The sequence below is a fragment of the Mesorhizobium kowhaii genome (assembly GCF_003253745.1).
Classification (GTDB): domain Bacteria; phylum Pseudomonadota; class Alphaproteobacteria; order Rhizobiales; family Rhizobiaceae; genus Mesorhizobium; species Mesorhizobium kowhaii.
The window spans coordinates 293,602-318,055 of the sequence record NZ_MZXV01000027.1; the positions used below are offsets into that span (position 1 = coordinate 293,602).

At 64.2% G+C, this 24,454-nt stretch carries 24 protein-coding genes; 15 read left to right on the top strand and 9 right to left on the bottom strand.

Features of this window, described 5'->3' with window-relative positions; translation table 11 throughout:
• Positions 1-12 precede the first annotated feature (12 nt).
• The 6 genes from B5V02_RS12480 (at position 13) to B5V02_RS12505 (ending at position 5,957) form a co-directional block, all read left to right on the top strand.
• A complete protein-coding gene (locus B5V02_RS12480) occupies positions 13-1,530 on the top strand; it encodes a sugar ABC transporter ATP-binding protein (protein WP_111544549.1) in 1,518 nt (505 codons plus the stop codon).
• Positions 1,531-1,539: 9 nt separating this feature from the next.
• Positions 1,540-2,508 (top strand): ABC transporter permease, encoded by a 969-nt coding sequence (locus tag B5V02_RS12485; protein WP_111544472.1) that lies wholly within the window; start codon positions 1,540-1,542, stop codon positions 2,506-2,508.
• On the top strand, positions 2,505-3,380 hold the full coding sequence (locus B5V02_RS12490) for a MurR/RpiR family transcriptional regulator (protein WP_111544473.1): 876 nt from the start codon (positions 2,505-2,507) through the stop codon (positions 3,378-3,380). Before B5V02_RS12485 ends, B5V02_RS12490 begins: the two co-directional genes overlap by 4 nt.
• Complete coding sequence (locus B5V02_RS12495) at positions 3,377-4,270, top strand: ribokinase (RefSeq protein ID WP_111544474.1); 894 nt, start codon at positions 3,377-3,379, stop codon at positions 4,268-4,270. The genes B5V02_RS12490 and B5V02_RS12495 overlap by 4 nt, the downstream gene beginning before the upstream one ends.
• Positions 4,271-4,386: 116 nt before the next feature.
• On the top strand, positions 4,387-4,884 hold the full coding sequence (gene purE / locus B5V02_RS12500; RefSeq protein WP_111544475.1) for a 5-(carboxyamino)imidazole ribonucleotide mutase: 498 nt from the start codon (positions 4,387-4,389) through the stop codon (positions 4,882-4,884).
• Complete coding sequence (locus B5V02_RS12505; protein ID WP_111544476.1) at positions 4,881-5,957, top strand: 5-(carboxyamino)imidazole ribonucleotide synthase; 1,077 nt, start codon at positions 4,881-4,883, stop codon at positions 5,955-5,957. The genes purE and B5V02_RS12505 overlap by 4 nt, the downstream gene beginning before the upstream one ends.
• A 15-nt stretch (positions 5,958-5,972) precedes the next feature.
• On the opposite strand, the gene B5V02_RS12510 is transcribed toward B5V02_RS12505, so the two are convergent.
• Positions 5,973-6,395: a lysozyme inhibitor LprI family protein gene (locus B5V02_RS12510; RefSeq protein ID WP_111544550.1), complete on the bottom strand. Its 423-nt coding sequence runs from the start codon at positions 6,393-6,395 to the stop codon at positions 5,973-5,975.
• A gap of 240 nt (positions 6,396-6,635) precedes the next feature.
• On the opposite strand from B5V02_RS12510, the gene ykgO reads away from it, so the two are divergent.
• The 3 genes from ykgO (at position 6,636) to B5V02_RS12525 (ending at position 8,744) form a co-directional block, all read left to right on the top strand.
• On the top strand, positions 6,636-6,761 hold the full coding sequence (gene ykgO, locus B5V02_RS12515) for a type B 50S ribosomal protein L36 (protein ID WP_006327841.1): 126 nt from the start codon (positions 6,636-6,638) through the stop codon (positions 6,759-6,761).
• Between the two features lie 113 nt (positions 6,762-6,874).
• Positions 6,875-7,480, top strand: a complete 606-nt coding sequence (locus B5V02_RS12520) for a tetratricopeptide repeat protein (protein ID WP_111544477.1) — start codon at positions 6,875-6,877, stop codon at positions 7,478-7,480.
• A gap of 196 nt (positions 7,481-7,676) precedes the next feature.
• Entirely contained in the window at positions 7,677-8,744 is a 1,068-nt protein-coding gene (locus tag B5V02_RS12525) for an alpha/beta fold hydrolase (protein WP_111544478.1), read from the top strand.
• Here the strand turns inward: B5V02_RS12525 and pyk are convergent, their stop codons facing one another.
• Both pyk and B5V02_RS12535 read right to left on the bottom strand, forming a co-directional pair.
• Positions 8,745-10,190: a pyruvate kinase gene (gene pyk, locus B5V02_RS12530; RefSeq protein WP_111544479.1), complete on the bottom strand. Its 1,446-nt coding sequence runs from the start codon at positions 10,188-10,190 to the stop codon at positions 8,745-8,747.
• Positions 10,187-10,633 (bottom strand): DUF1036 domain-containing protein, encoded by a 447-nt coding sequence (locus tag B5V02_RS12535; protein ID WP_245331228.1) that lies wholly within the window; start codon positions 10,631-10,633, stop codon positions 10,187-10,189. Before B5V02_RS12535 ends, pyk begins: the two co-directional genes overlap by 4 nt.
• A 287-nt stretch (positions 10,634-10,920) precedes the next feature.
• Here B5V02_RS12535 and B5V02_RS12540 point away from each other — a divergent pair, with 287 nt between their 5' ends.
• The 3 genes from B5V02_RS12540 to B5V02_RS12550 all read left to right on the top strand — a co-directional run bounded on the left by B5V02_RS12540 (position 10,921) and on the right by B5V02_RS12550 (position 13,487).
• The gene (locus B5V02_RS12540; protein WP_111544480.1) at positions 10,921-11,718 is read left to right on the top strand and encodes an N-formylglutamate amidohydrolase; all 798 of its coding nucleotides are present in this window, start codon (positions 10,921-10,923) and stop codon (positions 11,716-11,718) included.
• An 18-nt stretch (positions 11,719-11,736) separates the two neighbouring features.
• Positions 11,737-12,045, top strand: a complete 309-nt coding sequence (locus B5V02_RS12545) for a DUF1244 domain-containing protein (protein WP_111544481.1) — start codon at positions 11,737-11,739, stop codon at positions 12,043-12,045.
• Between the two features lie 260 nt (positions 12,046-12,305).
• A complete protein-coding gene (locus B5V02_RS12550) occupies positions 12,306-13,487 on the top strand; it encodes an MFS transporter (protein WP_111544482.1) in 1,182 nt (393 codons plus the stop codon).
• Here B5V02_RS12550 and B5V02_RS12555 read toward each other — a convergent pair.
• On the bottom strand, positions 13,445-14,359 hold the full coding sequence (locus B5V02_RS12555) for a LysR family transcriptional regulator (RefSeq protein WP_111544483.1): 915 nt from the start codon (positions 14,357-14,359) through the stop codon (positions 13,445-13,447). The genes B5V02_RS12550 and B5V02_RS12555 overlap by 43 nt on opposite strands.
• Positions 14,360-14,454: 95 nt before the next feature.
• Here B5V02_RS12555 and B5V02_RS12560 point away from each other — a divergent pair, with 95 nt between their 5' ends.
• On the top strand, positions 14,455-14,658 hold the full coding sequence (locus B5V02_RS12560) for a DUF680 domain-containing protein (protein ID WP_111544484.1): 204 nt from the start codon (positions 14,455-14,457) through the stop codon (positions 14,656-14,658).
• 90 nt (positions 14,659-14,748) lie between these two features.
• Positions 14,749-15,708 carry an SDR family oxidoreductase gene (locus B5V02_RS12565; RefSeq protein WP_111544485.1) on the top strand — a complete coding sequence of 320 codons (960 nt, stop codon included), beginning with the start codon at positions 14,749-14,751 and terminating at the stop codon, positions 15,706-15,708.
• Between the two features lie 78 nt (positions 15,709-15,786).
• On the opposite strand, the gene B5V02_RS12570 is transcribed toward B5V02_RS12565, so the two are convergent.
• From B5V02_RS12570 to B5V02_RS12590, 5 genes are all read right to left on the bottom strand, one after another.
• Positions 15,787-18,960: an efflux RND transporter permease subunit gene (locus B5V02_RS12570; RefSeq protein WP_111544486.1), complete on the bottom strand. Its 3,174-nt coding sequence runs from the start codon at positions 18,958-18,960 to the stop codon at positions 15,787-15,789.
• Positions 18,961-19,041: 81 nt separating this feature from the next.
• On the bottom strand, positions 19,042-20,214 hold the full coding sequence (locus B5V02_RS12575; protein WP_111544551.1) for an efflux RND transporter periplasmic adaptor subunit: 1,173 nt from the start codon (positions 20,212-20,214) through the stop codon (positions 19,042-19,044).
• A gap of 157 nt (positions 20,215-20,371) precedes the next feature.
• Positions 20,372-20,977: a hypothetical protein gene (locus B5V02_RS12580; protein WP_111544487.1), complete on the bottom strand. Its 606-nt coding sequence runs from the start codon at positions 20,975-20,977 to the stop codon at positions 20,372-20,374.
• Positions 20,974-23,247: a xanthine dehydrogenase family protein molybdopterin-binding subunit gene (locus B5V02_RS12585; RefSeq protein WP_111544488.1), complete on the bottom strand. Its 2,274-nt coding sequence runs from the start codon at positions 23,245-23,247 to the stop codon at positions 20,974-20,976. Before B5V02_RS12585 ends, B5V02_RS12580 begins: the two co-directional genes overlap by 4 nt.
• Positions 23,248-23,249: 2 nt before the next feature.
• Positions 23,250-23,711, bottom strand: coding sequence for a (2Fe-2S)-binding protein (locus B5V02_RS12590; protein WP_111544552.1), 462 nt, complete (start codon positions 23,709-23,711; stop codon positions 23,250-23,252).
• A 123-nt stretch (positions 23,712-23,834) separates the two neighbouring features.
• Between B5V02_RS12590 and B5V02_RS12595 the strand changes: the two genes are divergently transcribed.
• Positions 23,835-24,434 (top strand): helix-turn-helix domain-containing protein, encoded by a 600-nt coding sequence (locus B5V02_RS12595; protein ID WP_111544489.1) that lies wholly within the window; start codon positions 23,835-23,837, stop codon positions 24,432-24,434.
• Positions 24,435-24,454: the final 20 nt, after the last annotated feature.

Here is a 24,454-nt window from a genome sequence, read left to right on the forward strand (position 1 = left end):
GAGAACGAACTGATGTCTGTCCCCAGGCTGCAATTCGTGGGCATTTCCAAGCTGTTTCCGGCCGTACGGGCGCTCAGCGACGTGTCCTTCTCGGTCGGTGCCGGTGAAATTCACGGGCTGCTCGGCGAGAACGGCGCCGGCAAGTCGACGCTGCTGCGCATCCTGTCGGGCGTCTACAGGCCGACGGCGGGAAGCGTCCTTATCGACGGCAAGCCGGTCACACTAGCCAATCCGGTCGCGGCGCGCGCGGCGGGTGTGGCCATGATCCATCAGGAACTGCAGCAGGTGCCGCGCCTCAGCGTCGCCCAGAATATGTTTCTCGGCCATCCGCTGACGCGCGGCGGCATCTTCGTCGCCCGGCGAGAGCAGGAACGCCGTGCCGCCGAGGCTCTTGCCGCCATCGATCCGTCCATCGATCCAGCGGCCCCCCTTGGCACGCTGAAGGTAGCGCAGCGACAGATCGTCGAGATCGCCCGCGCGCTGCTCGATCGCGCCCGCATCGTCGCGATGGACGAGCCGACATCGAGCCTGACGCCGAGCGAATTCGAACGCCTCGCCGAAGTCATCACAGGGCTCGCGCGCGACGGCGTGGCGGTTGTCTATGTCTCGCACAAGCTGGACGAGGTGTTCGGCATCTGCCAGCGCGCCACCATCATGCGCGACGGTGTCGTTGTCGATTCCGTCGATCTGGCAAGCCTGTCGGAGAAAGCGGTCGTCGCGATGATGGTCGGCCGCGAATTGGCTCAGGAACACCATAACTCCCATGCCTCCGGCGAGGTCATGCTGAGCGTACGCGGCCTGGCCTCCGCGACGAAAGTCCGCGACGTTTCGTTCGACCTGCATCGCGGCGAGGTGCTCGGCATTGCCGGCCTGGTCGGATCCGGGCGCACCGAGTTGCTACGGCTGCTGGCCGGCGTCGACCGCGCATCCGCTGGTACGATTGCAATCGACGGCAAGGCGACGCGATTTTCCAGCCCGCGCGATGCGATTGCCGCCGGCATCGGCCTGGTACCGGAGGAGCGCAAGCGCGAGGGCATCGTGCCGCTGCGGTCGATCACTAGCAACATGGCATTGGCGTCGATGGGCGTGTTCGCGCCTCGCGGCGTCATCGATCACACCAGGCTGAAGCGGGTGGCAGCCGAGAAGATGAGCCGCGTCAATCTGCGCCCGTTCCTCCTCGACCGGCCGATCCGGCTGTTCAGCGGCGGCAACCAGCAGAAAGCGATCATCGGGCGCTGGCTGTCGGCGGGCACGCGCATTCTTTTGTTCGACGAGCCGACACGCGGCATCGATGTCGGCGCCAAGGCCGAAATCTATCATCTGATCGAGGAACTCGCAGCCGAGGGTCATTCGGTGATTGTCGTCTCCTCCGAGCTTCCCGAGGTGATCCGGCTTGCCGACCGCGTGCTGGTCATGCGCGACGGCACGATCGCGGCCGAACTCGACAGGAACGACATCAGCGAACCGGCGATCGCGGCGCACGCCATCCCGCAAACGCAAACGCCGGCGGCACGGCCGGCAAGGCATTAGGTGACGGATATGTCGGATACCACTCTGGTGCAGCCACGGACCGAGTTCCTGCGCGGGTTCTCCATGCGCGACGCCGGCACGCTGATCGGCCTTGTCGTGATCCTGGTCGTGTTCGGCGCTCTGGTGCCCGGCTTCTTCGCCGAGCGCAACCTGATCAACATCCTGCAGCAGTCGAGCATCAACGCGTGCTTGGCGCTGGGCATGACGCTGGTCATCATCTCCGGCGGCATCGATCTGTCGGTCGGGCCGACGGCAGCCCTTTCGGCCGTCATCTCGGCCTCGATGCTGGTCGCCGGCGTGCCGTTTCCGCTCGCCATAGCCGCCGGCTTTGCCATTGGCCTCGCCTGCGGCCTCGTCAACGGCTTGCTCGTCGCCTATGTCGGGCTGCAGCCCTTCATCGTCACATTGGGAACGCTCAGCACCTACCGGGCGCTGGCGCTGATCTATACCGGCGGCAATCCGGTGCTCGGCCTGCCCACAAGCTTCCGCGCCATCTTCAACGGCTCGCTGTTCGGGCTGCCGCTGGCGGTCATCATCGTTGCCGGTGTGGCTGTCATCGCCTGGATCGTTTTGAAGAAGACGCCCTTCGGCGAATATCTGCTTGCCGTCGGCGGCAATGAGGAGGCCGCCTATATCGCCGGCGTGCCGATCGCCCGCACCAAGATCGCCGCCTACATGATCTCAGGCCTGCTGGCGGCCCTTGCCGCGCAGATCCTGGTTGGCCGGCTGGGCGCCGCCGAGCCCATCCTCGGCAATCTCTGGGAACTCGACGCCATTGCCGCGGCGGCCATCGGTGGCGCCTCGCTGATGGGCGGCAAGGGCAGCGTCGTCGGCACCATTCTGGGCGCCGTCATCCTCGGCGCCATGCGCAACGGTTTGACGCTGATGAACGTGCAGTCCTTCTATCAGCTTCTGGCAACTGGTCTTATAATCCTCGCCGCGATGCTTATTGATCGTGTGACGAGGGGGCGTGGATGACCTTGAGCGGGCTGGACCTGAAAGCGGTAGGACCGCGCATCCGCATGATGATGCCGCATCTCACCCCGCTGGAGGCGAAGGTGGTGGAAACCGTCTTTGGCCGGCGCGGCTTTGACGAGAGCATTCCGCTGAAGCAGATCGCCGAGGAATCCGGTGTATCCGAGGCGATGGTGGTCAAGATCGCCAAGAAGCTCGGCTTCTCCGGCTATCGCGACTTCCGCACCGCCGTCTATGAATACAGCCGCCTGCCGACCGCGGAGATGCACCAGGAACTGTCGTCGGACGACAGTTCGGCCGAGATCGTGCAAAAAGTGTTCCGCACCTCCATCCAGGCGCTGGAGGAGACGCTGGCCATCCTCGATATCGAGGATTTCGACCGCGCCGCCGATCTTCTGTACCGCGCCGGAAATCGTGACTTCTACGGCGTCGGCGGTTCGGCGCAGATCGCGCGCGACGTCTCGCACAAATTCCTGCGCATCGGCATCCGCACGAACGTCTTTGACGACTCGCACATGATGCTGATGTCGGCCTCACTGCTCGGCCCAGACGACATCGCCGTCGGCTTCTCGCATTCCGGCAATACGTCAGCCGTCATTGATGCCATCCAGCTGGCCCGCAAGAACGGTGCCCGCACACTGGCCATCACCAATTACGACACTTCGCCGCTGGCCGCAGTCGCCGACATTGTGCTGTGCTCCACCGCGCAGGGCTCGCCGCTGATGGGGGAGAACGCGGCGGCGCGCATTGCCCAGCTCAACATTCTCGACGCGCTGTTCGTGGCGGTGGCGCAGCGCGACTACCAGGCGGCGGAGCGCAATCTCGGCCGCACCATGTCGGCGGTTGCATCGAAACGAAAAGATCGGGGCTCATGAGCACAACGCCGCTGGTCACCGTGTTCGGCAGCCTGCACTATGACATCATGGTCGACGCCCCCGGCCGCCCGCGCAAGGGCGAAACGGTGACCGGCTATGCCTGGCACCCGAAATGCGGCGGCAAGGGCGGCAACCAGGCGGTGTCAGTGGCAAGAGCCGGTATGCGCGCGGCAATGATCGGCGCCGTCGGCGACGACGATTTTGGCACGGCGCTGCTGGCCAATCTCGATCGCGCCGGTGTCGACCGCCGCTTCGTTCGCGTAGTGCCGGGCGCCGGGTCCGGCATGAGCGTGGCGATCTTCGACGAAGGCGGCGACTATGGCGCGGTGATCGTCTCCGGCAGCAATTTGACGCTGGGCGACAAGGACATCGCGGCTGCCTCCGATGCGGTGGCACAAACTTCCGTGCTGCTCTTGCAGAACGAGGTACCGGAAGCCGCCAACATCGCCGTTGCACGCGCAGTGAAAAGACATGGCGGCCGCGTCCTGCTCAATGCCGCCCCCGCGCGCAAACTCTCCGGCGAGTTGATCGCGCTCGTCGATATCCTGGTGGTCAACGCCATCGAGGCGGAATTCCTGGCCGGCCTGGCGGTGGTCGAAACACTGGACGGTGCCGCGCAAGCGGCGCGGCTTCTGGTCGATCTCTGCCCGACAGCAATCGTTACGGCGGGCGGCGAGGGCGTCGCTTGCTGCGACCGGACCGGTGTGGCCTTCGCGTTGCCGGCCATCCCGGTCAAGGTCGTCAGCACGCATGGTGCGGGCGACGAATTCGTCGGCGCGCTGGCCGCGGCGCTTGCCCGTGGCGAGGCCATGCGGGCCGCCGTCACCGCGGCCAACGCCGCTTCGGCCTTGCTGGTTTCGACACCCGAGGCTGAGCGCGACGGCATCTGATATCTCGGCTCTGGAGGAGCACTTTCCATCTTGCCAAACGGCAGCAGCTGCCGCCCATCCTTGCGGCTTCGCCCGAATTCCGCTAAGGCGCGCCTTTGTCGCCGGGGAGCAAGGACTTGGACGATCAACGCGCCGACGTCGCCATCATCATGGGCAGCCAGTCCGACTGGGCGACCATGCGCCATGCGGCCGAAACGCTGGAGGCACTGGGCATTCCGCACACGCGGCTGATCGTCTCCGCGCATCGCACACCGGACCGGCTCTATGATTTCGCGAAGGGCGCCAAGGCTGCCGGCTACAAGGTGATCATCGCCGGCGCCGGCGGCGCGGCGCACCTGCCCGGCATGACAGCGGCGATGACGCCGCTGCCAGTGTTCGGCGTGCCGGTGGAATCGAAGGCGCTTTCCGGGCAGGATTCACTGCTCTCCATCGTCCAGATGCCGGCCGGCATTCCCGTCGGAACCCTGGCCATCGGCAAGGCCGGTGCGGCCAACGCTGCACTTCTGGCTGCCGCCGTGCTGGCGCTCTACGACGACAAGCTTGCCACGCGGCTGGATGCCTGGCGCGCCTCGCAGACCGCCAAGGTCGCCACCGAACCGACGGACACGCCGTGAGCCTGCCCGCCGGATCGACCATCGGCATCATTGGCGGCGGCCAGCTCGGCCGTATGCTGGCGATGGCCGCCGCACGCCTCGGCTACCGCATGGTGGTGCTGGAGCCGCAGCCGGATTGCCCGGCAGCACAGGTCGCCAACCGGCAGATAACAGCCGCCTATGACGACCCGGCGGCTCTTGCCGAACTGGCGGCGGCGAGTTCCGTCGTCACCTACGAATTCGAGAACGTGCCGGTCGCGGCCGCCAGCGCGCTTGCCGCCAAGGTTCCGGTCTATCCGCCGGCGCGAGCGCTTGATGTGGCGCAGGACCGGGTAAGCGAGAAGACATTCCTCAATGGCATCGGCATTGCGACCGCGGATTTCCGCCCGGTCGATAATGACGATGAGCTGACGGCGGCGCTGAACACGTTCGGCGGCAGCGGCATCCTGAAGACGCGGCGCATGGGCTATGACGGCAAGGGCCAGCGCGTCTTCCGCAACATGGAGGCGGGCGGCTTTGCAGGGATCTGCGAGGCGATGGGCAATGTGCCGCTGATCCTGGAAAGCTTCGTGCCGTTCGAGCGCGAGATTTCGGTGATCGCGGCGCGTGGGCTGGACGGCGCGGTTGCCGCCTACGATCCGGCCGAGAATGTCCACCGCAACGGCATTCTCCACACATCGACCTTGCCGGCCGCCATTGTGCCGGAGACGGCCGCAGCGGCACAGGCGGCAGCATCGAAGATATTGTCGGCGCTCGACTATGTCGGCGTCATCGGCGTCGAGTTCTTCGTGCTGGCCGACGGTTCGTTGCTGGCCAACGAGATCGCGCCGCGCGTGCACAATTCCGGCCACTGGACCGAAGCCGCCTGCATCGTTTCGCAGTTCGAGCAGCATATCCGCGCCGTGGCGGGCCTGCCGCTGGGAGACCCGAAACGCCATTTTGACTGCGTGATGGAAAACCTGATCGGCGACGATGTGCTGCGTGTCGCAGAACTGCTCGCCGAGCCGGATCTGATGCTGCATCTCTACGGCAAGGCCGAGGCACGCCCCGGCCGCAAGATGGGCCATTTCACCCGGGTCAGGCGTCGCGCCTGACCTGAGAAGCGCGCTTTATTGCACCTCGTCGCCCTCGTCCTCGTCAGGACTGGCGCAACTCGCATCACCCTCCTCGCAATTGGCCGCGGCCGTGAGCTGCTTGGTGCGGTCATTGGTCAGCCTGGTCAGGCATTGCGAAACTTCCATCGGATGGATCGAGCCGCCCTCGCTGGCCGCGGTGGAATGAGCGCATTCGGCGTCGCGAAAGGTGATCCAGGCCCGTTGCGCCGCCTGCAGCAATTTCCTGCTGTCGGCATCATCCGAGCTGATGAGGTCCTGGTAGGCCTTGTTGAGCCTGGCGTCGGCGGCCTGGTAGTCCTCGCCGGCACAGATGTTCATCATCTGCTGGCTGTCGTCGCTGCGGTCGCATTCCTGCGCCCGGGCATCCGAAGCTCCCGCCAGCAAGACAAGGCAGGCGGACAGGAAAATTCGGCGCATATTCATCCCCAAATCCCTTCATGGCGGCCGTATCATCCCAGCCGGCCAGAGGCCGCGCAATGCCGCAAGGCCGACATGGCCGATATTTGATGATATGGAAGGTTCGCCCTGTTATGGAGCACGCTTGCGGTTGACACGGACAAGGCTCCTCGTTTATGAGCCACCCACAGTTCAAAGGCGCGTCTTCTGGCGCGCCTTAAAAATTCGACCCGGACCGGGTCCACACCGACAGGCAAGACCATGAAGATCAAGAATTCGCTCAAGGCGCTGAAGGCGCGTCACCGCGACAACCAGCTGGTTCGCCGCAAGGGCCGCGTCTACATCATCAACAAGACCGCCCCGCGCTACAAGGCACGCCAGGGCTGAGTTTTCGGCCGGAGGCGTGTTGCCTCCGCCCAATTGATGCTTGTTGCCGGCCCTGCCGGCCTTTCACGCCAAATTCAGTTTGACGTTCCGCCGCCCGGGACTAGAGTCCGGCGATGCGGATTCTCTTTGCATTTTTAACAGCCTTGCTTCTTTCCGGCGCCATGTCCTTGCCGGCTCGGGCGGATGACGCTGTCGCACCGCCAGCCGCTTCGGACGCGCCGCCGGTGGCAACGACGAAGCAAGCCCGCCTCGACCAGCTGTTCAGCGACTTGAAGCGCGAGCGCAACGAAAAGGCGGCCGAGCGCATTGCCGGCAACATCTGGAACGAGTGGTCCCAATCCGGCAGCGCCTCGATCGACCTGATGATGCAGTGGTCGCAAAAGGCCCTAGAGGGCCAGAAGTTCGACGTCGCACTCGATTTCCTCGACCAGGTGGTGACCCTGCAGCCGACCTACGCCGAAGGCTGGAACCGGCGTGCCACCGTGCATTTCATGATGAAGAACTACGGCAAGTCGATGTCCGACATCGACCATACGCTGCAGCTCGAGCCGCGCCATTTCGGTGCGCTGTCCGGCCTGGCGCAGATCATGGCCTTGACCGGTCACAAGCAATCGGCGCTCGAGGCCTGGCAGAAGGTGCTGGCCATCTATCCGATGATGCGCAGCGCCCAGGACCAGGTCGCCACGATTTCGGAAGAGCTTGCCGGCGAAGGCATTTGATGCTCCCGATCTCCCGCAGGGGTATGCTGAGATTCAGGTCAGGCGGAGCCGAGAATGGCGGTGTCCGAGAACCGGAGCGGAGCGTACTTTTGGGTACGTGAGCACCGGAAGCACAGGACGCCACCGTTCGCAGGCCGGCCTCACCTGAATATCAGGCATACCCAGAACTAATTCCGCTCCAGCCCGTATTCCCCGCATGAACCTGATCTACGCTGCCCTCGCCTTCCTGATGGCGCTTGTCCTTGGCCTTGTCGGCGTCACCCGCGTCGGCTCGTGGCTGATCGAGCGGCGCAATCCGCCGATCGGTGAATTCGCCGACATCAATGGCGCCCGCATCCACTATGTCCATGTTCCGGCGCCTGCGAACGCCGCGCTGCCGCCGATCGTCTTCATCCATGGCGCCAGTGCCAATCTAAGGGACCAGATGCTGCCGCTGCGGCCGCTGCTCGAAGGCCGCGCCGAAATGCTGTTCTTCGACCGGCCGGGTTTCGGCTGGTCAGGGCGTGGCCCAGGCAACAACGAAAGCCCGTCGGCCCAGGCCAGCACCATAGCCGCGCTGATGGACCGTCTCGGCATGAAAAACGCTGTCGTCGTCGGCCATTCCTTCGGTGGCGTGGTAACGACGGCGTTTGGCCGCGAGCATCCCGACAAGACACTCGGGCTGGTCTTCCTCGCGCCGGCGACCCATCCCTGGCCGGGCGGCGCAACCTCCTGGTACTATGATCTGACGACCATTCCGGTGATCGGCTGGCTGTTTTCCGAGACGCTGACGTATTCGACGGGAACGCTGCAGATGGCTGATGCCACGACCTGTGTCTTCTCGCCCAACAAGGTGCCGGACAATTATCTCGCCACGGCCTCGATCCCGCTGGTGCTGCGGCCACCGGCCTTTCGCGCCAACGCCACCGACGTCGCGGGGCTCTATCGCTATGCTGTTGGCGCCGCCCCCCACTACGCCGAGATCAAGGCACGGACCGTGGTCATTTCGGGCGACCGCGACAAGGTCGTCTATGCGGAGATTCACTCGGTCGGCCTCGTCCGCGACATTGCCGGCGCCGAACTGGTCTGGGTGCACAATCTCGGCCACAAGCCGGACTGGATTGCCCCCGACCTGGTGGTTGGCGCCATCGAGAAGGTCGCCGGCAAGGACATCGACCTGCAGGCACTGGCAAAGGCCGTGGAAGCGCGCATCGCCGGTGACGCCTATGGCGTCGGCAAATGCGCCGACATCAAGGTGCCGCAGGCCGAACTCGCGCCGACCTGATCACCTAGATCGGCTGGTCTGCACGTCCGACCCGACATAGGCGATGCGCAGCATGTTGGTCGAACCCGGGGTCCTCAGCGGTACGCCGGCGGTGATGATGACGCGGTCGCCCGGCTTGCCGAACCCTTCGTCGAAGGCGATGCGGCAGGCGCGGTTGACCATGTCGTCGAGGTCGCGGGCATCGGGCGAGACGACGCAATGCGTGCCCCAAAGCAGCGACAGCCGCCGCGCCGTGTTGAGGATCGGCGAGAGCGCAATGATCGGCACTTGCGGACGCTCGCGGGCAGCGCGCAGGCCGGTGGTGCCGGACGCTGTGTAGGTGATGATCGCCGACAGTTTCAGCGTCTCGGCGATCTCGCGGGCGGCCAGCGAAATGGCGTCGGCGCCGGTCGCTTCCGGCTCGGAGCGCTGCGCGTTGATGATGCCGGCATAGGTCGGATCGGTTTCGACCTTGGTGGCAATGCGGTCCATCATCGCCACCGCTTCGACCGGATAGGCGCCGGCGGCGGACTCCGCCGACAGCATGACGGCGTCGGCACCTTCGAAGACGGCGATCGAAACATCGGACACCTCGGCGCGGGTCGGCACGGGGGCGGTGATCATCGATTCCAGCATCTGCGTTGCCACGACCACCGGCTTGCCGGCGCGGCGCGCGGCGCGCGTGATCTGCTTCTGGATGCCGGGCACCGCCTCAAGCGGCATTTCGACACCGAGATCGCCACGGGCGACCATCAGCGCGTCGGACAGCTCGATGATCTCGGCCAGCCGCGCAACGGCCTGCGGCTTTTCGATCTTGGCCATGATCAGCGCCCGGCCCCGCGCGATCTTGCGCGCTTCGGCCAGATCCTCCGGCCGCTGCACGAACGACAGTGCGACCCAGTCGACGCCCGTCGACAGCACGGCATCGAGGTCCTTGCGGTCCTTCTCGGTCAGCGCGCCGACAGGCAGGTCGGTATCAGGCAGGCTGACACCTTTCTTGTCGGAAATCGTGGTGCCGGCAATGACGGTGCAGACGATCGACTTGCCGTCGCCGCTTCTCACCGCCCTCAATTCGAGCTTGCCGTCGTCGATCAGCAGGCGATGACCGGCTTCGACCGAACTCAGGATCTCGGGATGTGGCAGATAGACCCTGGTCGATGTGCCGGGCTCGGGATTGTCGTCGAGCGTGAAGGTCTGGCCGACGGTCAGCACTTCCTTGCCATTGGCGAACTTGCCGACACGCAGCTTGGGGCCTTGCAGGTCGGCCAGGATGCCGATCGGCCGGCCGACCGCTTCCTCGACAGTGCGGATGCGTCCGACCAGCGTGCGCATCAGTTCGTGATCGGTATGGCTCATATTGATGCGGAACACATCGGCGCCCGCTTCGAACAATTTCTTCAGCATCTCCTCCGACGAGGAGGCCGGACCGATGGTGGCTAGGATCTTGACCTTGCGGCTACGTCTCATTGACTGTTTGTTCCCGGGGCGGCTGGAGCGCCTCCCGTTGCGGGCTCATCGGTCAGCTGGACCATCCAGCTTGCCTGTTCGCCCGTGTCATATTCCTGGAATCCGGCGCGCTGAAAGCCCCGGGCGACGCAATCGGTTACGCCGGCGATCTTGAACTCTTTTTCAGCCACGCACATGTTGATCGGGCCGTCCCAGCGTCCACCGCGCTCGGCGTCTTCTGCATAAAGATAGTAAAACCTTGATGACAGCGGCCCTTCGATCAGCGTCTTGCAGCTCGATCCCTCGATGTGCCACCAGCCCTCGGTGATCCAGCCGGCCTTGGCGCGATAGCCGATGCCGACGCCGACCAGGTTCTGCGTGGCGTTGCAGACACGGAAATCGGCACGCGCCGGCGAGGCCATGACCATCGCCGACAGGCCCACCGCAAGGATCAGGAGCGGCATGGCAAAGGCAGAGCGCATGCGCTGCCTGCCGGCGGAACCCATCCGAAAACCCCTCAAGAACCACATCTGCATCTCTCTGCGCCCCTTTTCGGAAAAGTCCGGGCGCATGTCAACGCACCGTTTTGTTCAATTCCAATCGATTTAGAAAGGCTCCGGCGCACAATTCGCCGACTTCTGCCAGATTTCCGCAGAAACCTTGGCCAAACAACGGCATTGCGCAAGCGTCGTCTTCGTGGAATGACGATAGCACCCTCCCCGGAAGCCCGCGAACAGACCATTTCCTGCCAATGACCCGATCCACAGTTTTCGCGCCTTTCGATGTCATCGAAGGCGACCGCAAGCGAGGCATCGTGCTCCTGGGCGACCATGCCCGTCGTGACCTGCCGGAGGAGTATGGCAGCCTCGGCCTGCCGGCGGCGGAGTTCGACCGCCACATCGCCTATGATATCGGCGTCGAGGCGGTGACGCGCGAACTGGCCGCCTCGCTCGGCGTGCCGGCGGTGCTCGCCAATTTTTCGCGACTGCTGATCGATCCCAATCGCGGTGAGGACGATCCGACGCTCATTCGCCAGCTCTATGACGGCACCGTCGTGCCCGGGAACTACCCGATTGCCGCCGAGGAGCGCGAAAGACGGCTCGACCGCTTCTACCGGCCCTATCACGACGCCGTCGGCGCTATGATCGCCTCGGTCGCGCAGGCCTCTGCCCAGGCACCCTTCATCTTCTCGGTGCATTCCTTCACCCCGGTCATGCAAGGGATCCAACGTCCCTGGCATGTCGGCATCCTGTGGGATCGGGATGACCGGGTGGCGCGGCCGCTGATCGACATGCTGGCCGCCGACAAGGCCCTCGTCGTCGGCGACAATGAGCCCTATGACGGCGCGTTGCGCGGCGACACTATGTACAAGCACGCCATCGTCAACGGCTTCGCCCATGCGCTGATCGAGATCCGCCAGGACCTGATATCGGACCAGACGGGCGCGATCGCATGGGCGCAGCGCCTGGCGCCGATCGTTGACGCGATCGACCGCCGCCCCGATATACATGTGGTCAAGCAATTCGGCTCCCGCGCCGGGCCGCTGTAGAGCCGCAAGGAGGTTCCGATGACCGAACTCAGCGAAGAGCAGAAGCGCGATTTCGAGGCTGCCGCCTTTCGCCGGCTGGTCGAGCATCTGCGCGAGCGCAACGACGTGCAGAACATCGACCTGATGAACCTCGCCGGCTTCTGCCGCAACTGCCTGTCGAACTGGTATCGCGAAGCAGCCGAGGCCGAAGGCGTTGCCCTCAGCAAGGACCAGTCGCGCGAGATCGTTTACGGCATGCCTTATGCCGAATGGCAGGCGCTCAACCAGACCGAGGCCTCCGACGCCAAGAAGGCTGAATTCGAGGCCAGGCGGCCTCGGGACCATTAGAGCAATTCCAGGAAAAGTGTGAAGCGGTTTTCCCGGGAAAAGCGCATAGCGCTTTCCCTTAGGGAATTGCGTCAAAACAAAGAGATAGAGCGGGTCAGCGTTTCCGTGAAACGATGAACCGCTCTAGCTCAACCGCCGACACCCCTCGATCATTTCCAAGGCCAGGTTTGGCCCAAGCGCTTTCCCCGAGAGAGTGCTTGACTAGAAATTGAATCGATCTAATTTGCCGCGCGAAGCCATTTTCTGACCGGATTCGCTCTATGAACGCGTCAAATGCCATGCTGACTGCCATTCGCGGACGATGGGCCGTGGCGGCTATTTTCCTCGCCAACGGCTTCCTGACCGGCAGCTGGGCGCCGCAGATCCCGGTGTTCCTGACCCGGCTGGAGATCACGAAGTTCACGCTCGGCCTGCTGATCCTGCTGTTCGGCGCCGGCGCGGTCACCGCCATGACCTGGTGCGGCCACCTGATCTCGAAACATGGCTCGCGCACCGTGCTGCGCTGGTTCGGTCTTTGCGGCAGCCTCGGCCTGCTGGTCGTGGCGCTGGCCCCCAACGTGCCGCTGGCAGCGATCGCCATGTTCATCTTCGGTGGCTCGATCGGCGGCATGGATGTCGCCATGAATGCCAATGCGGTGGTAGTCGAACGGCGGCTCTCCCGCGCCATCATGTCATCCTCGCACGGCTTCTGGAGCCTTGGCGGCTTCGCCGGCGGCGGCCTCGGCGGCTTTGCCATCCAGCACTACGGCCACCTCGCCCACGCGGCGGTGGTGACGGCGCTTGCCTTCGCGGTGATCGCGGTGGCGGTCCGCCATCTGATCGCCGAGGACAGGCCGCAGGCGACCGAGCATCATAAATTCGCGCTGCCGGCAAACCCGCTGGTCTACCTCGTCGGGCTGATGGCGCTGCTGACGATGATCTCCGAAGGCGCGGTGCTCGACTGGGCGGCACTGTATCTCAGACAGGAACTCGGCGCCGACCTCGCCATTGCCGGTCTCGCTTATGCCGCCTTTTCCGGTGTCATGGCGATCATGCGCTTCTTCGGCGACGGCGTTCGCAACCGCCTCGGCGCGGTGATGACGTTGCGCGCGTCGGCGCTCGTCGCCGCCGCCGGCATGCTGATCGCCGGGCTATCACCTTCGCCCTGGCTTGCGATCGCGGCCTTTGCCTTGTGCGGCTTCGGCATCGCCAACATGGTGCCGATCATCTTTTCGGCCGGCGGCAACCAGGAAGGCATATCGTCGGGCACCGGCATGAGCGTGGTCACCACCATGGGCTATTCCGGCATTCTGGTGGCACCGTCGGCGATCGGGTTCGTTGCCGAGCATTTCAGCTTCGGCCCGATCTTCGTCGCCATGTCGGGGCTGCTGATCGTCGTGCTGCTGATGGCCGGGCTTGCTCACCGTGCCGAATTCGCTCCCGACGCCACGCCGGCCGAATAGCGTTTGAGTTCCTCGTAAAGGAAGTCCGCCACGCGGCGGATGCGCACGCTGGTGCGCACGTCGCGATGCATGGCCAGCCACACCGGCAGCACCGGCAGTGGCAGGTCAGGCAGCAATTTCTCCACCGATGGATCACGGTCGACCAGCGGCTCCTGGCCGAGACCGATGCCGTTTCCCGCCTGCACCGCCTCCCACAGAACAATCTGGTTGTCGGTCCTGAAGCGGAAGCTGCTCCGGGTGACAGGGATGCCATACTGGGTGAAGCCTCTGATGATGTCATCGCCGCGGTCGAAGCCGACCAAGTCGTGGTCGACAAGGTCGGCAGGTTCCAGCGGACGGCCGCGCCGATCGAGGTAAGATCTGGCGGCGCAGGCGCAGAGCGGAATATCGCAGACCTTGCGCGCCATCAGCTCGTTCTGCGCCGGCTTGACCATGCGGATGGCGATGTCGGCATCGCGGCGCAACAGGTTCTCGACCTGGTTCGAGGCGACGATCTCGACCTCGATGGCGGGCTCCTCGATGCCGAGCCGCGCCGTCATCTCGGGCAGCACATAGGCCGCCACCACCTCGCTGGCGGCAATGCGAACCGTGCCTTCGATCGCCTCGACCGAACCCAGCGCCAGCAATGAAAAGGCGCTCGCCTGCTCGCTGACCGCCTTGCCGCGCTCGAACAGCGTGCTGCCGGCTTCCGTCAGTTCATAGCCGCGCCGCCCACGCCGGAACAACGTGACACCCAGCGCCTGCTCGAGCTCACCGATGTGACGGCCGAGTGTCGGCTGGCTTGCCGAGAGCTTCCGCGCCGCGGCCGACAGGCTGCCGGTTTCCGCCACGGTGACGAAGCTCTTGATCAGGTTCCAGTCGATTTCACTCATTCATTTATGAATATCAGAACCCCATCCATAGTCAATTTCCATTCGCATACGAGGGGATCATATTCGGGATGCAAACACCAACAAGGAGACCACAAATGACCAAGATCGCTCTCACCGCCGCCGCCATCCTCATCGCTACGGCCAATGCTTTCGCCGGCAGCGACAAGTTTGGCTCGAACAACGCCAACCAGCCGGCTGTCGCCAGCACCGACAACACGATCACCACGTCGATCCAGAAACCGGACGCCCAGAAGCCAGTCACGCAGGGCAGCAACCGCGACCTCTTCGGCAACCGCTGATCCCGATCGCGCTTGTCGCTGATCCCGATCGCGCTTGTCGCTGATCCGCCTAGCCAACCGGCCACGCAATTCCAACCAGGAGTACTTCCAATGACCAAGATCGCAATTCTCGGTGCCAATGGCCGCCTCGGCCGCGTGGTCGCCAAGACCTTCATCGACGCCGGCTATGATGTCCGCGCAGTCACCCGCAGCGGCAAGGTACCGGCCGAACTCAAGGGCGCCACGGCCGTTGCCGGTGACGGGCTTGACCGCGAAGCGCTCATCCGCGCCACCGAAGGCGTCGACATCATTTTCAACGGCCTCAACCCGATCTACACCGAATGGGTCAAGTGCCTGCCGATGGCCGAGAACGTCATGGCCGCCTGCCGGGCGAACGGCGCTTTGCACCTTGCTCCAGGCAACGTCTACAATTTCGGCTCGCCGATACCAGCGGTGATCACCGAAGACTCCCCATTCCGGCCGACGACCGAAAAAGGCCGCATCCGCGTCGCCATGGAAGATCTGTTTCGCCGCGAGGCCGACGCGGGCCGGGTGCGCACCATTCTCCTGCGGGCCGGAGACTTTTTCGGCGGCACCGGCAGCGGGTCATGGTTCGACCTGGTCGTCGCCGCCAAGATGAACAAGGGCATCTATACCGCACCCGGCCCGGTCGATCTTGTTCATGAATGGGCCTACCTGCCGGATCTGGCCAAGGCTTTCGTCGGACTGGCGCAAAACCTGGACAAGCTCGGCTCCTACGAAGCGTTGAACTTTCCGGGCCATGCCGTCACCGACCGGGAGATCAAGGCGTCAGCCGAGACGGCACTCGGTCGCCCGCTCAAGATGACCGCGATGGCCTGGTGGGTGCTGCGTGCCGGCAGCCCGTTCGTGGCGATGTGGCGCGAGATCGTCTCGATGTCCTATCTGCGCTTCGAGCCGCATCAGCTGTCCTCGGCAAGGCTTGAAGGCATCATCGGCGCGATCCCGCACACGCCGCTTGATCAGGCAGTCGCCGAGGCTCTCGAGGACATCGGCATCGCCACGGTGAATGGCGTTGCGAAAGCTGCCTGACATTGCTCCGGGGAGAGCAATGCAAAAGCCCGCCCGGTTGTTCCGGACGGCCTTTGCGTCAGAGGTTCGCAGACAGGTTTATTCGGCTGCCTTCGGAAAGGCGATAGCCGGTTCGCCGCCCACATCCGTATCTGGCGTGTCGGTCGACGAGACCTTTCCGTTGCCGCGCCGGAATAGCCGACGGAAAAACGCGTAGAAGCGGCTGTTCTTGCTGCGCGTGAAGATCATCAGCATCGACGGCGTCACCACCAGCGTCAGCAAGGTCGCAAAGGACAGGCCAAAGACGATCGCCGACGACAGCGAGATCCACCATTGCGTCGACGGCGCGTTGATCGTCGTCTCGTGATGGAAGATTTCGAGACCGAGGCCAAAGGCGATCGGCAGCACGCCGAGGATCGCCGACACCGCCGTCAGCACAACCGGGCGGGCCCGTTCGCGGCAGGTCTGCAACACCGCTTCCATCTTGTCCCAGCCTTCTTCGCGCAGCCGGTCATAGGTGTCGATCAACACGATGTTGTTGTTCACCACCACGCCGGCCAGCGCGATGACGCCGATGCCCGACATGACGATGCCGAATGCCTCTCCCGTCAGCAGCAGCCCCAGGAACACGCCGATCGTCGCCATGACCACGCAGGACAGCACCATCAGCACGCTGGTGAATTTGTTGAACTGCATCAGGAGCACGAGGAAGATCAGGAAGATCGCCGCGCCAAAGGCCTTGCCGAGGAAGGCGCTGGCCTCCGCGCTGTCCTCGTTCGAGCCGGCCAGCTTCCAGCGTATGCCGCTGCCAAGATCCATATCGGCGACAGCCTTGGTGACCTCCTGCTGCACGGCCGCGACCTGAGTGCCGGCGGCGACGTTTGCCTGGACGACCACCGTGCGGGCGCCGTCGATGCGGTTGAGGATACCAACGGTCGGTTCGGGCTTGCGCACGACGAAATTCGAGATCGGTACCGAGCCTTGCGAGGTCTGCACCCTGAGCTCATCGAGCGTCGACAGCGTGCGGCGGTCTTCGGGCAGACGCAGCCTGATGTCGACGGCATCGTCAGCACCTGCCGGTCGATATTCACTGAGCTTCAGCCCGTTGGTCACCAGTTGCACCACCGTTCCGACCGAAGTCGGGCTGATGCCGTACTGCGCCGCCTTGGCACGGTCGACCTCGAGCGCCCAGTCGACGCCGGGCGGCGGCAGACCGTCAGAAATGTCGATGACGCCGGGCACCTTGGCAATGCGGGCCGCGACGGCGCGCGCCTTGTCGTCGAGCCCCTTGGGATCGATCGCCGAAAGCCTGATCTGGATCGGCTTGCCGGTTGGCGGACCGGCTTCGGGCACGCGCACCTCGACATCGACGCCGGGAATGCCGGCCATGACGCCACGCAACTCGTCCAGGATCTGGTTCGCCGACTTGCGCTCGCGCCAGTCGATGAATTCGTACTGGATGACGCCGACGACGTCTTCCGGAACGTCCTGGCCGCCGCCTTGCGTCTTGCCGACGCGGGTGTAGACCGATTTGATGCCGGGCCAGCCGAGCAGCCTGTTTTCGGCGATCTTGGTCGCGGTATCCATTTCGGCCAGCGAAAGATTGCCGCGAGCGTGCACGTAGAGCAGGCCGTAGTCTGGCTCGACACTGGGGAAGAACTCGACACCGGCGCCATATTTCGAATAGGCAAAGCCGACGCCGAACAGCAGCGCCACGGTCAGCACCAGCACGGTGATGGGGAAGCGCACCGCCTGCTTGACGATGGCCATGTACCAGCCGTCGCGATTGTCATCCTCATGGAGCTCGGGCGCCTTGGCGAAGATCGCCCCCAGCGTCGGTGCGAACACCAGCGCGTAGAGCATCGAGGCCGACAGCGTGACGATCAGCGTGATCGGCATGTATTTCATAAAGTCGCCGATGATGCCCGGCCAGAACAGCAGCGGCGAGAAGGCGGCGATGCGCGTCATCGTCGCGGCGATGACCGGACCGGCCATGCGCTTGGCGGCAAGTGCGAAAGCTTCCGCCTTCGGCATGCCCTCGCCCATCCGCCGCTCGGCGAATTCGGTGACGATGATGGCATCGTCGACAAGCATGCCGACGGCCAGGATCAGGCTGAACAGCACGATCATGTTGATCGTGTAGCCCATCATCGCAAGCAACAGGATGCCGATCAGGAACGATGAGGGAATGGCCAGGCCGATCAACAGTGAGGCACGGCCGGACAGCGCGTAGAGGATGACGATGAACACCAGGATGACGGCGATCATCACATGGTTCTGCAGGTCGCCGAGCAGCTGGTTGACGAAGACCGACTTGTCCTGCGTGTAGGTGACATTCATGCCTTGCGGCATGGTCTTGACGAAGGCGTCGGAGACCTCCCTCACCTTGGTGAGCGTGTCGATCAGATTGGCACCGATGCGCTTTTTCACTTCGATGGCAATGGCCGGCTTGCCGTTGAGGCGGGTCACCGTCTCGGCATCCTTGAAGGTGGAGCGGATCGTCGCGATGTCCTTGGCCTGAACCACGGCATTGGGGCCGGCGACCACCGGCAGCGCCGCCACATCCTCAGGTGTCTCGATCAGTGACGGCACCTTGACGGCGTATTTGCCCTCCGAGCCCTCGATATTGCCGGCGGCGACCAGGCTGTTGGAGTTGCCGACCGCACCGATCAGCTGATCGAGCTGCAGCCCGTAGGAAGACAGCTTCATCGGGTCGATGACGACCTCGACGAGGTCGTCGCGCGCGCCCTGCAGCGAGCCTTCGAGAACGCCGGGCACTTCTTCGATGCGGTCGCGCAGTTCGCGCGCGGCAGCGGTCAGCACACGCTCGGGCAATTCGCCTGACAGGGTGACGACGAGGACGGGGAATTCGGAGATATTGACCTCGGTAACAACAGGCTCTTCAGCCGCCTGCGGCAGGTCGGCCTTGCCATCCTGCACCTTGCTGCGCGTGTCCTGCAGCGCCGTCGCCAGGTTGGTCTGCGGTTGGAACTCGACCAGCACATAGCCGCCGCCCTGGAAGGCGGCCGAGCGCATTTCTTTGAGGCCTTTCAGGCTCTTCAGCTTGCTTTCCATCGGCCGCAGCAGAAGGCGCTCCGAATCCTCGGGCGAAATGCCTTGATAGATCAGGCTGACATACATCATCGGAATCGGAACGTCGGGTTCCGCTTCCTTTGGCGTTGACTGATAAGCGACCCAGCCTGCGAGCAGAAGGAAGACCAGGACCGAAATGGTCAGGCGGGCATTGTTGATTGCGAGTCTGACGATATCCATGGCTAACGCCTGTTGTTGAATTTCAGGAGCTGCGTCGCAGCCGATTGTCCCCGCCCAGGGCTAGTCCGTCGCGACCCGTTGCTACTGCGTCCCGGCAGTCGCCTCGCCCAGCAGCTTCCGGATCGTCGCCTGGTCGGCCTCGACCGGATTGACCACATCGCCTTCCTTCACCAGTTCCTGGCCGGCGACGATGATACGCGCGTCGGCCGGGATGCCGCCGAGCACGAGGCCGGTCGGCGTGTCGTCGACGAGGTCGATCGGGAAGAACGCCACCTTGTTGTCCTTGCCGACGGCGCGGATGCCGAGGTCGCCCTTGTCGCCGAGCGTCACCACCGAGCGCGGCAGCAGGACCGCGTCGGTCGGTTGCGCATTGAGCGCGATTTCCGCCGTCATGCCGGCCGGCACGGAGCCGTCGCCATTGGGGATCGCCACCTCGACGCGGAAGGTACGGGTCGCCGACGAGGCGTCGCGGCTGATGTAGCGCACGGTGCCTTCGACCGTCTGGCCGCTGACCAGCCGTACATTGGCCTTGTCGCCCAGCTTGAGGTAGCCGAGATCGCGCTCGCTGACCTCGCCGCGGGCAATCACCGGATCAAGCTTGAGGATGGTTGCCACCTCGCCGCCCTCCATGATGGAACTGCCAAGTTCCACCGGCACCCGGTCGATGACGCCGTCGAAAGGCGCCCTCACCTCATTGCGCTCGAGCAGGGCCTGTGCCGTTTTCAGCAGCGACTGCGCCGAGGTCAGGTTCGAGCGCGCGGTGTCGAGCTGCAGCTTCGGCAAATTGCCGGTTTTCATCAGTCGCAAAGCTGCGTCCAACTCGGCCTGGCGCTGCACAACCAACTGCTTGGCGTTGTCGACCATCGAGATCTTTTCTTCGGCGGCAAGCATCATCACCAGATCGCCGGTCTTGACGTGCTGGCCTTGCTTGACCGGCAGCTTGTCGATGACACCGGCAACGCGCGCGCCCAGCACCGCTCGTTTGTCGGCTTCGGTCAATCCTGAAATGCGGATGGCGCGCGCATAGGTCTTGCGCGGCGGCGTCACCACCGCGACGGTGCGCAACGGTGGCTTCGGCTCGGCTTCCGCCACCTTGGGCTTGTTCGCGTCCGGCGCCTTGGCCTGCTCGACTTCGGCAGCCTTGGCTTTGTTGGCGGCTACGCTGCCGACGGACGAGAATTCGCCTGTCGCCATCCACGCCGCGAAACCAATGAGCACAACAACGGCTGCAAGCTTGTGAAACCTGATTCTCATCGTCGTTTTTTCCACTGCGGATTCGGCCAGCGTCCTCATAACGCGGGCGCGTCGCCGATATGGGTGCGCGCCAGGCCGTCTTCAATTTGCCGTGATCGGCGAAGCGCGCTTCTACATCAAAGTTGCACCGCAATATAGCCTTAAAGTTGCAAGACCATTACGGCACCGGGCAAGGTGAACCCACCGCCATCCAGTTTTCGATCGCTTGAAAGGTTGCTTCGGCCGAGCCCGGAGCCGGCTCACGGTTCAACCCCGGCGCCCAGCCCCAGGCGACCAGCCTGTCGTCGCGAACATGCAGCGCGATATCGTCCAAACTGCGACCGCCATTGCGCACCGGATCCTTGATCTGGGCGCAGATTTCGGCCGAAGATTTCCCGAACCAGGCCATCTCGGCCGGCGCCAGACGCCAGTTCTCGGCTCCGGGCGGTCCATGCAATGCATTGGAATTGCTAGAGAAATGGCAAGTCGTGCAGCGCAGGCCCGGATTGCCGAAGCCCGATCCGTCGTTACCGCGCTGGACGTTGAAGGCGTGAACGCGGGTGCCGCCATAATGCGCGCCGGACCAGCGCGGCCGGTCGTCCGCGACATGACAGTCGGCGCAGCGCGGATGCGAGAACACCGCATGGATCTTGTCCCATTCGGACAAGCCTTTCGCTGCGTCGACCGTCGCCGGCGCCGGCGTCTGGCTGTCTTGTGCGACTGCGAACGGCGCCGCGAGGGCGAGCATGGCAGCAGGCGTCAGCATGATGAGGAGCTTCTTCATGCGAAGGCCACCGTTTTCGACAAAGGCAGCGTGCGGATGCGCTTGCCGGTGAGCGCGAAGATGGCGTTGGCCAGCGCCGGTGCCGCCGGCGGTGTGCCGACCTCGCCGACACCGCCCATCTTGTGGAAATTTTCCAGGATGGCGACTTCGAAGACCGGGCACTGGAAGATCCGCATGGCGTCGAAGTCGTGGAAGTTCGACTGTTCGACCATGCCGTCGGCGAAGGTGATTTCCTGTCCCATTGCCGCCGAAAGACCGTAGATGGCGGCGGAAATCAGCTGAGCCTCGATGATACCGGGATCGAGCGCGGTGCCGACATCGGCGGCGATCCACACCTTCTCGATGCGGATGCCGGCCGGCGTGTCCGCCACCTGGATGATCTCGCCGACCCAGCTACCGAAGGACAGCGTGAAGGCCATGCCCCTGGCCTTGCCGGCGGGTAGCGCCTCGCCCCATTTCGCCATCGCTGCGACTTTCTCCACCACCTTCACCGCCGAGGGATAGGCGGCCATCAGCTTCTTGCGCATCTCGACCGGATCGATTTTGCCGGCTGTGGCGATCTCGTCCATGAACCCCTCATGGAAGAAGCCGTTGACCGAGCTGCCGACCGAGCGCCAAAAGCCGACAGGGATGGAGACGGGCGCCGCGACGCCGCTGACCCGATAGTTCGGAATTGTGTAGGGCTGGTCATAGGCCCCATCGACAATGGACTTGTCGGGACCGAGTGGCGATATCGACGGAAACAGCCGACGCAAGGTGCCGGCGATCACCGATGGCGAGGCGAGCTTCATGTCGACGGCGACCGGCATGCCGTCGTCGCCGAGCCGCGCCTGGAACTTGCCGACCGCGGCCGGCCGATAAGCGTCATGACGCATGTCCTCTTCGCGCGTCCAGGTCACCTTGATTGGGCGCCCGCCTGTCTCCTTCGCCATCAACACCGCGCAAAGGGCATAGTCCATCTCGGTACGGCGGCCGAAACCGCCACCCATGAAGGTGGTGTGGACGGTGACCTTGTCCTGTTCGATACCGACCGCGTTGGCGCAAAGCTGCCGCACCAGGGTCGGCGCCTGGTTGCCGCACCAGATGTCGAGGGCACCATCGCCGAACCGTGCCGTGGCGTTCATCGGCTCCATGGTCGCATGCGCCAGATAAGGCACCGCATAGTCTGCCTCGACGATCCTTTCGCGCGGCGCGTCGGCGAAGGCGGTATCGACATCGCCATTGTCGCGCATCGCTGAGCCCTTGGTGCCGAGCGCCTGTTTCAGCACGTCGCCAATGGCGGCGCTGCTGAGCGGATATTCGGGATCCGCCCACTGGGCGTCGATGGCGTCGGCCGCCCTGAATGCCGCCCAGGTATTGTCCGCGATGATGCCGAAGCCGTGACCATAATTCGTCTCGAGCGGTACGATCTTGACCACGCCGGGCATTTTCTCGGCTTTGGCGAGGTCCGCCTTGACCGGCTTGGCCCAGAAGCGCGGGCTCATCTTGACCGTGCCGTAGAGCATGTCCGGCAGCCTGACATCGATGCCGAAGATCGGCGCCCCGGTGACCTTGGCCAGCATGTCGATGCGCTTCTGCGGTTTTCCCAGCAGTCTCCAGTCGGCTCGGTCCTTGAGCCTGACTTCGGCCGGCGGTGCCATGGCGGCGGCGGCCGCGGCGACCGCGCCATAAGTCAGCGACTTGCCAGACGCCTTATGCAGGATCGAGCCGTTGGCCGTTTCCAGATCGGCGGCGGCAACGCCGAGTTTCTGCGCCGCCGCCGCAATCAGCAACTGCCGGGCAGTGGCGCCCGCCTGGCGCATCTTGTCGAAACCGTCGCGCGCCGAAGCCGAGCCGCCGGTGGCCTGGAGAGCAAGGAACTTGCCGACCACGCCGAGACCCGAGCGCACGGCTTGTGCAGTCATGCTCTCGTCGAAGAAGGCGAACGGGCCGCCTTCTTCGAGGATCGCCGCGTTGTAATAGGCATAGGAGGCCGGGCCGTGCTCGACCTTGACCTGATCGAGACCGACATCGAGTTCTTCGGCGACCATGACGGCAAGCGTCGTCGAGATGCCTTGCCCCATCTCGGCGCGCGGCGCGACGATGGTGATGGTGTTGTCGGCGCCGATCTTCACATAGGGGTTGAAGGTCGCCTCGCCCTTGCCGAGATCGGCCTCGAGCGGGTTCGCAAACGGTTTGCGATAATAGTAGTAGCCGACGGCAAAGCCGCCCGCGACAGCAGCCGCGCCAATCAGGAATGTGCGGCGGGCGATCTTTCCGACACTGGCCATGGTCAGAGCCCCGCTGTCTTAAGCGCTGCAGCCTTCTTGATGGCCGAGCGGATCTTCGGGTAGGTGCCGCAGCGGCAGAGATTGCCGCCCATGGCGTTGTCGATGTCGGCGTCGCTCGGGTCGGCGACCTCGTCGAGCAGCGCCACCGCGCTCATGATCTGGCCGGCCTGGCAGTAGCCGCATTGCGCGACCTGCTCCTCCAGCCATGCCTGCTGCACTGGATGCAGTCTGTCCGCCGTGCCGATGCCTTCGATGGTGGTGACAGCGCCGCTGACCTGGCCAACCGGGAGCGAGCAGGAACGCACCGGCTGACCATCGATATGCACGGTGCAGGCGCCGCAGGCGGCGATGCCGCAGCCGAACTTCGGTCCGGTCTTGCCAATGAGATCGCGCAGCGCCCATAGCAGCGGCATGTCCGGATCGGCTTCGAAATCGAAAGACTGCCCGTCGACGGTGAGGCGCATGGGGATACCCTTTGTTGTCGTCCACAACCCGAGACGAAATGGCCAACCGGTCATTTCATTCTCAAACAGATTGACAAAAATCGTCATTTTGTCAATTGCTATTTTGCAGGATAATGTTGCCCCATGAATCAGATCGAAGACATCGCCATCACCGACCCCAAACGCGTCCGCATCCTGGATGGCGCAATGAAGGTGTTTTTGGCCTATGGCTTCTCCCGCACCACCATGGACGACATCGCCCGCGCCGCCGACATGTCGCGGCCGGCGCTCTATCTCCTGTTCAAGAACAAGACCGACATTTTTCGCGCCATCGCCATGATGGTGCTGTCGCGCTCGGTCGAGGCCGCGAAAATGGCTCTGGCCGGCGATGGCGCTTTCACTGAGCGCATGATGCGAGCCATCGACGAAGCTTTCATCTCGATGATGAGCGCAGTCGTTGCCTCGCCGCACGGCGCCGAATTGGTGGACATGAAATCAAGCCTTGGCGATCTGGTCGGCTGCTGGCGCGGCGGCCTTGTCGAACATATCGCCGCCGCGATCGAGAGCGAGGCCGCCAGGAACGGCGTCGATCTGGCGGCCAAGGGCCTGTCGACGCAACTGCTTGCCGACATGCTGCTCGACGGACTGGAAGGCATGAAGGCGCGGATCAGCGATCCCGACAGGCAGCGGCAGGCGGCCGCTGCCCTAATCAGGGTGATCGATCTGACCTTGAAAGCTGGATGAAGCCAAGAAGCAAAGCTGTG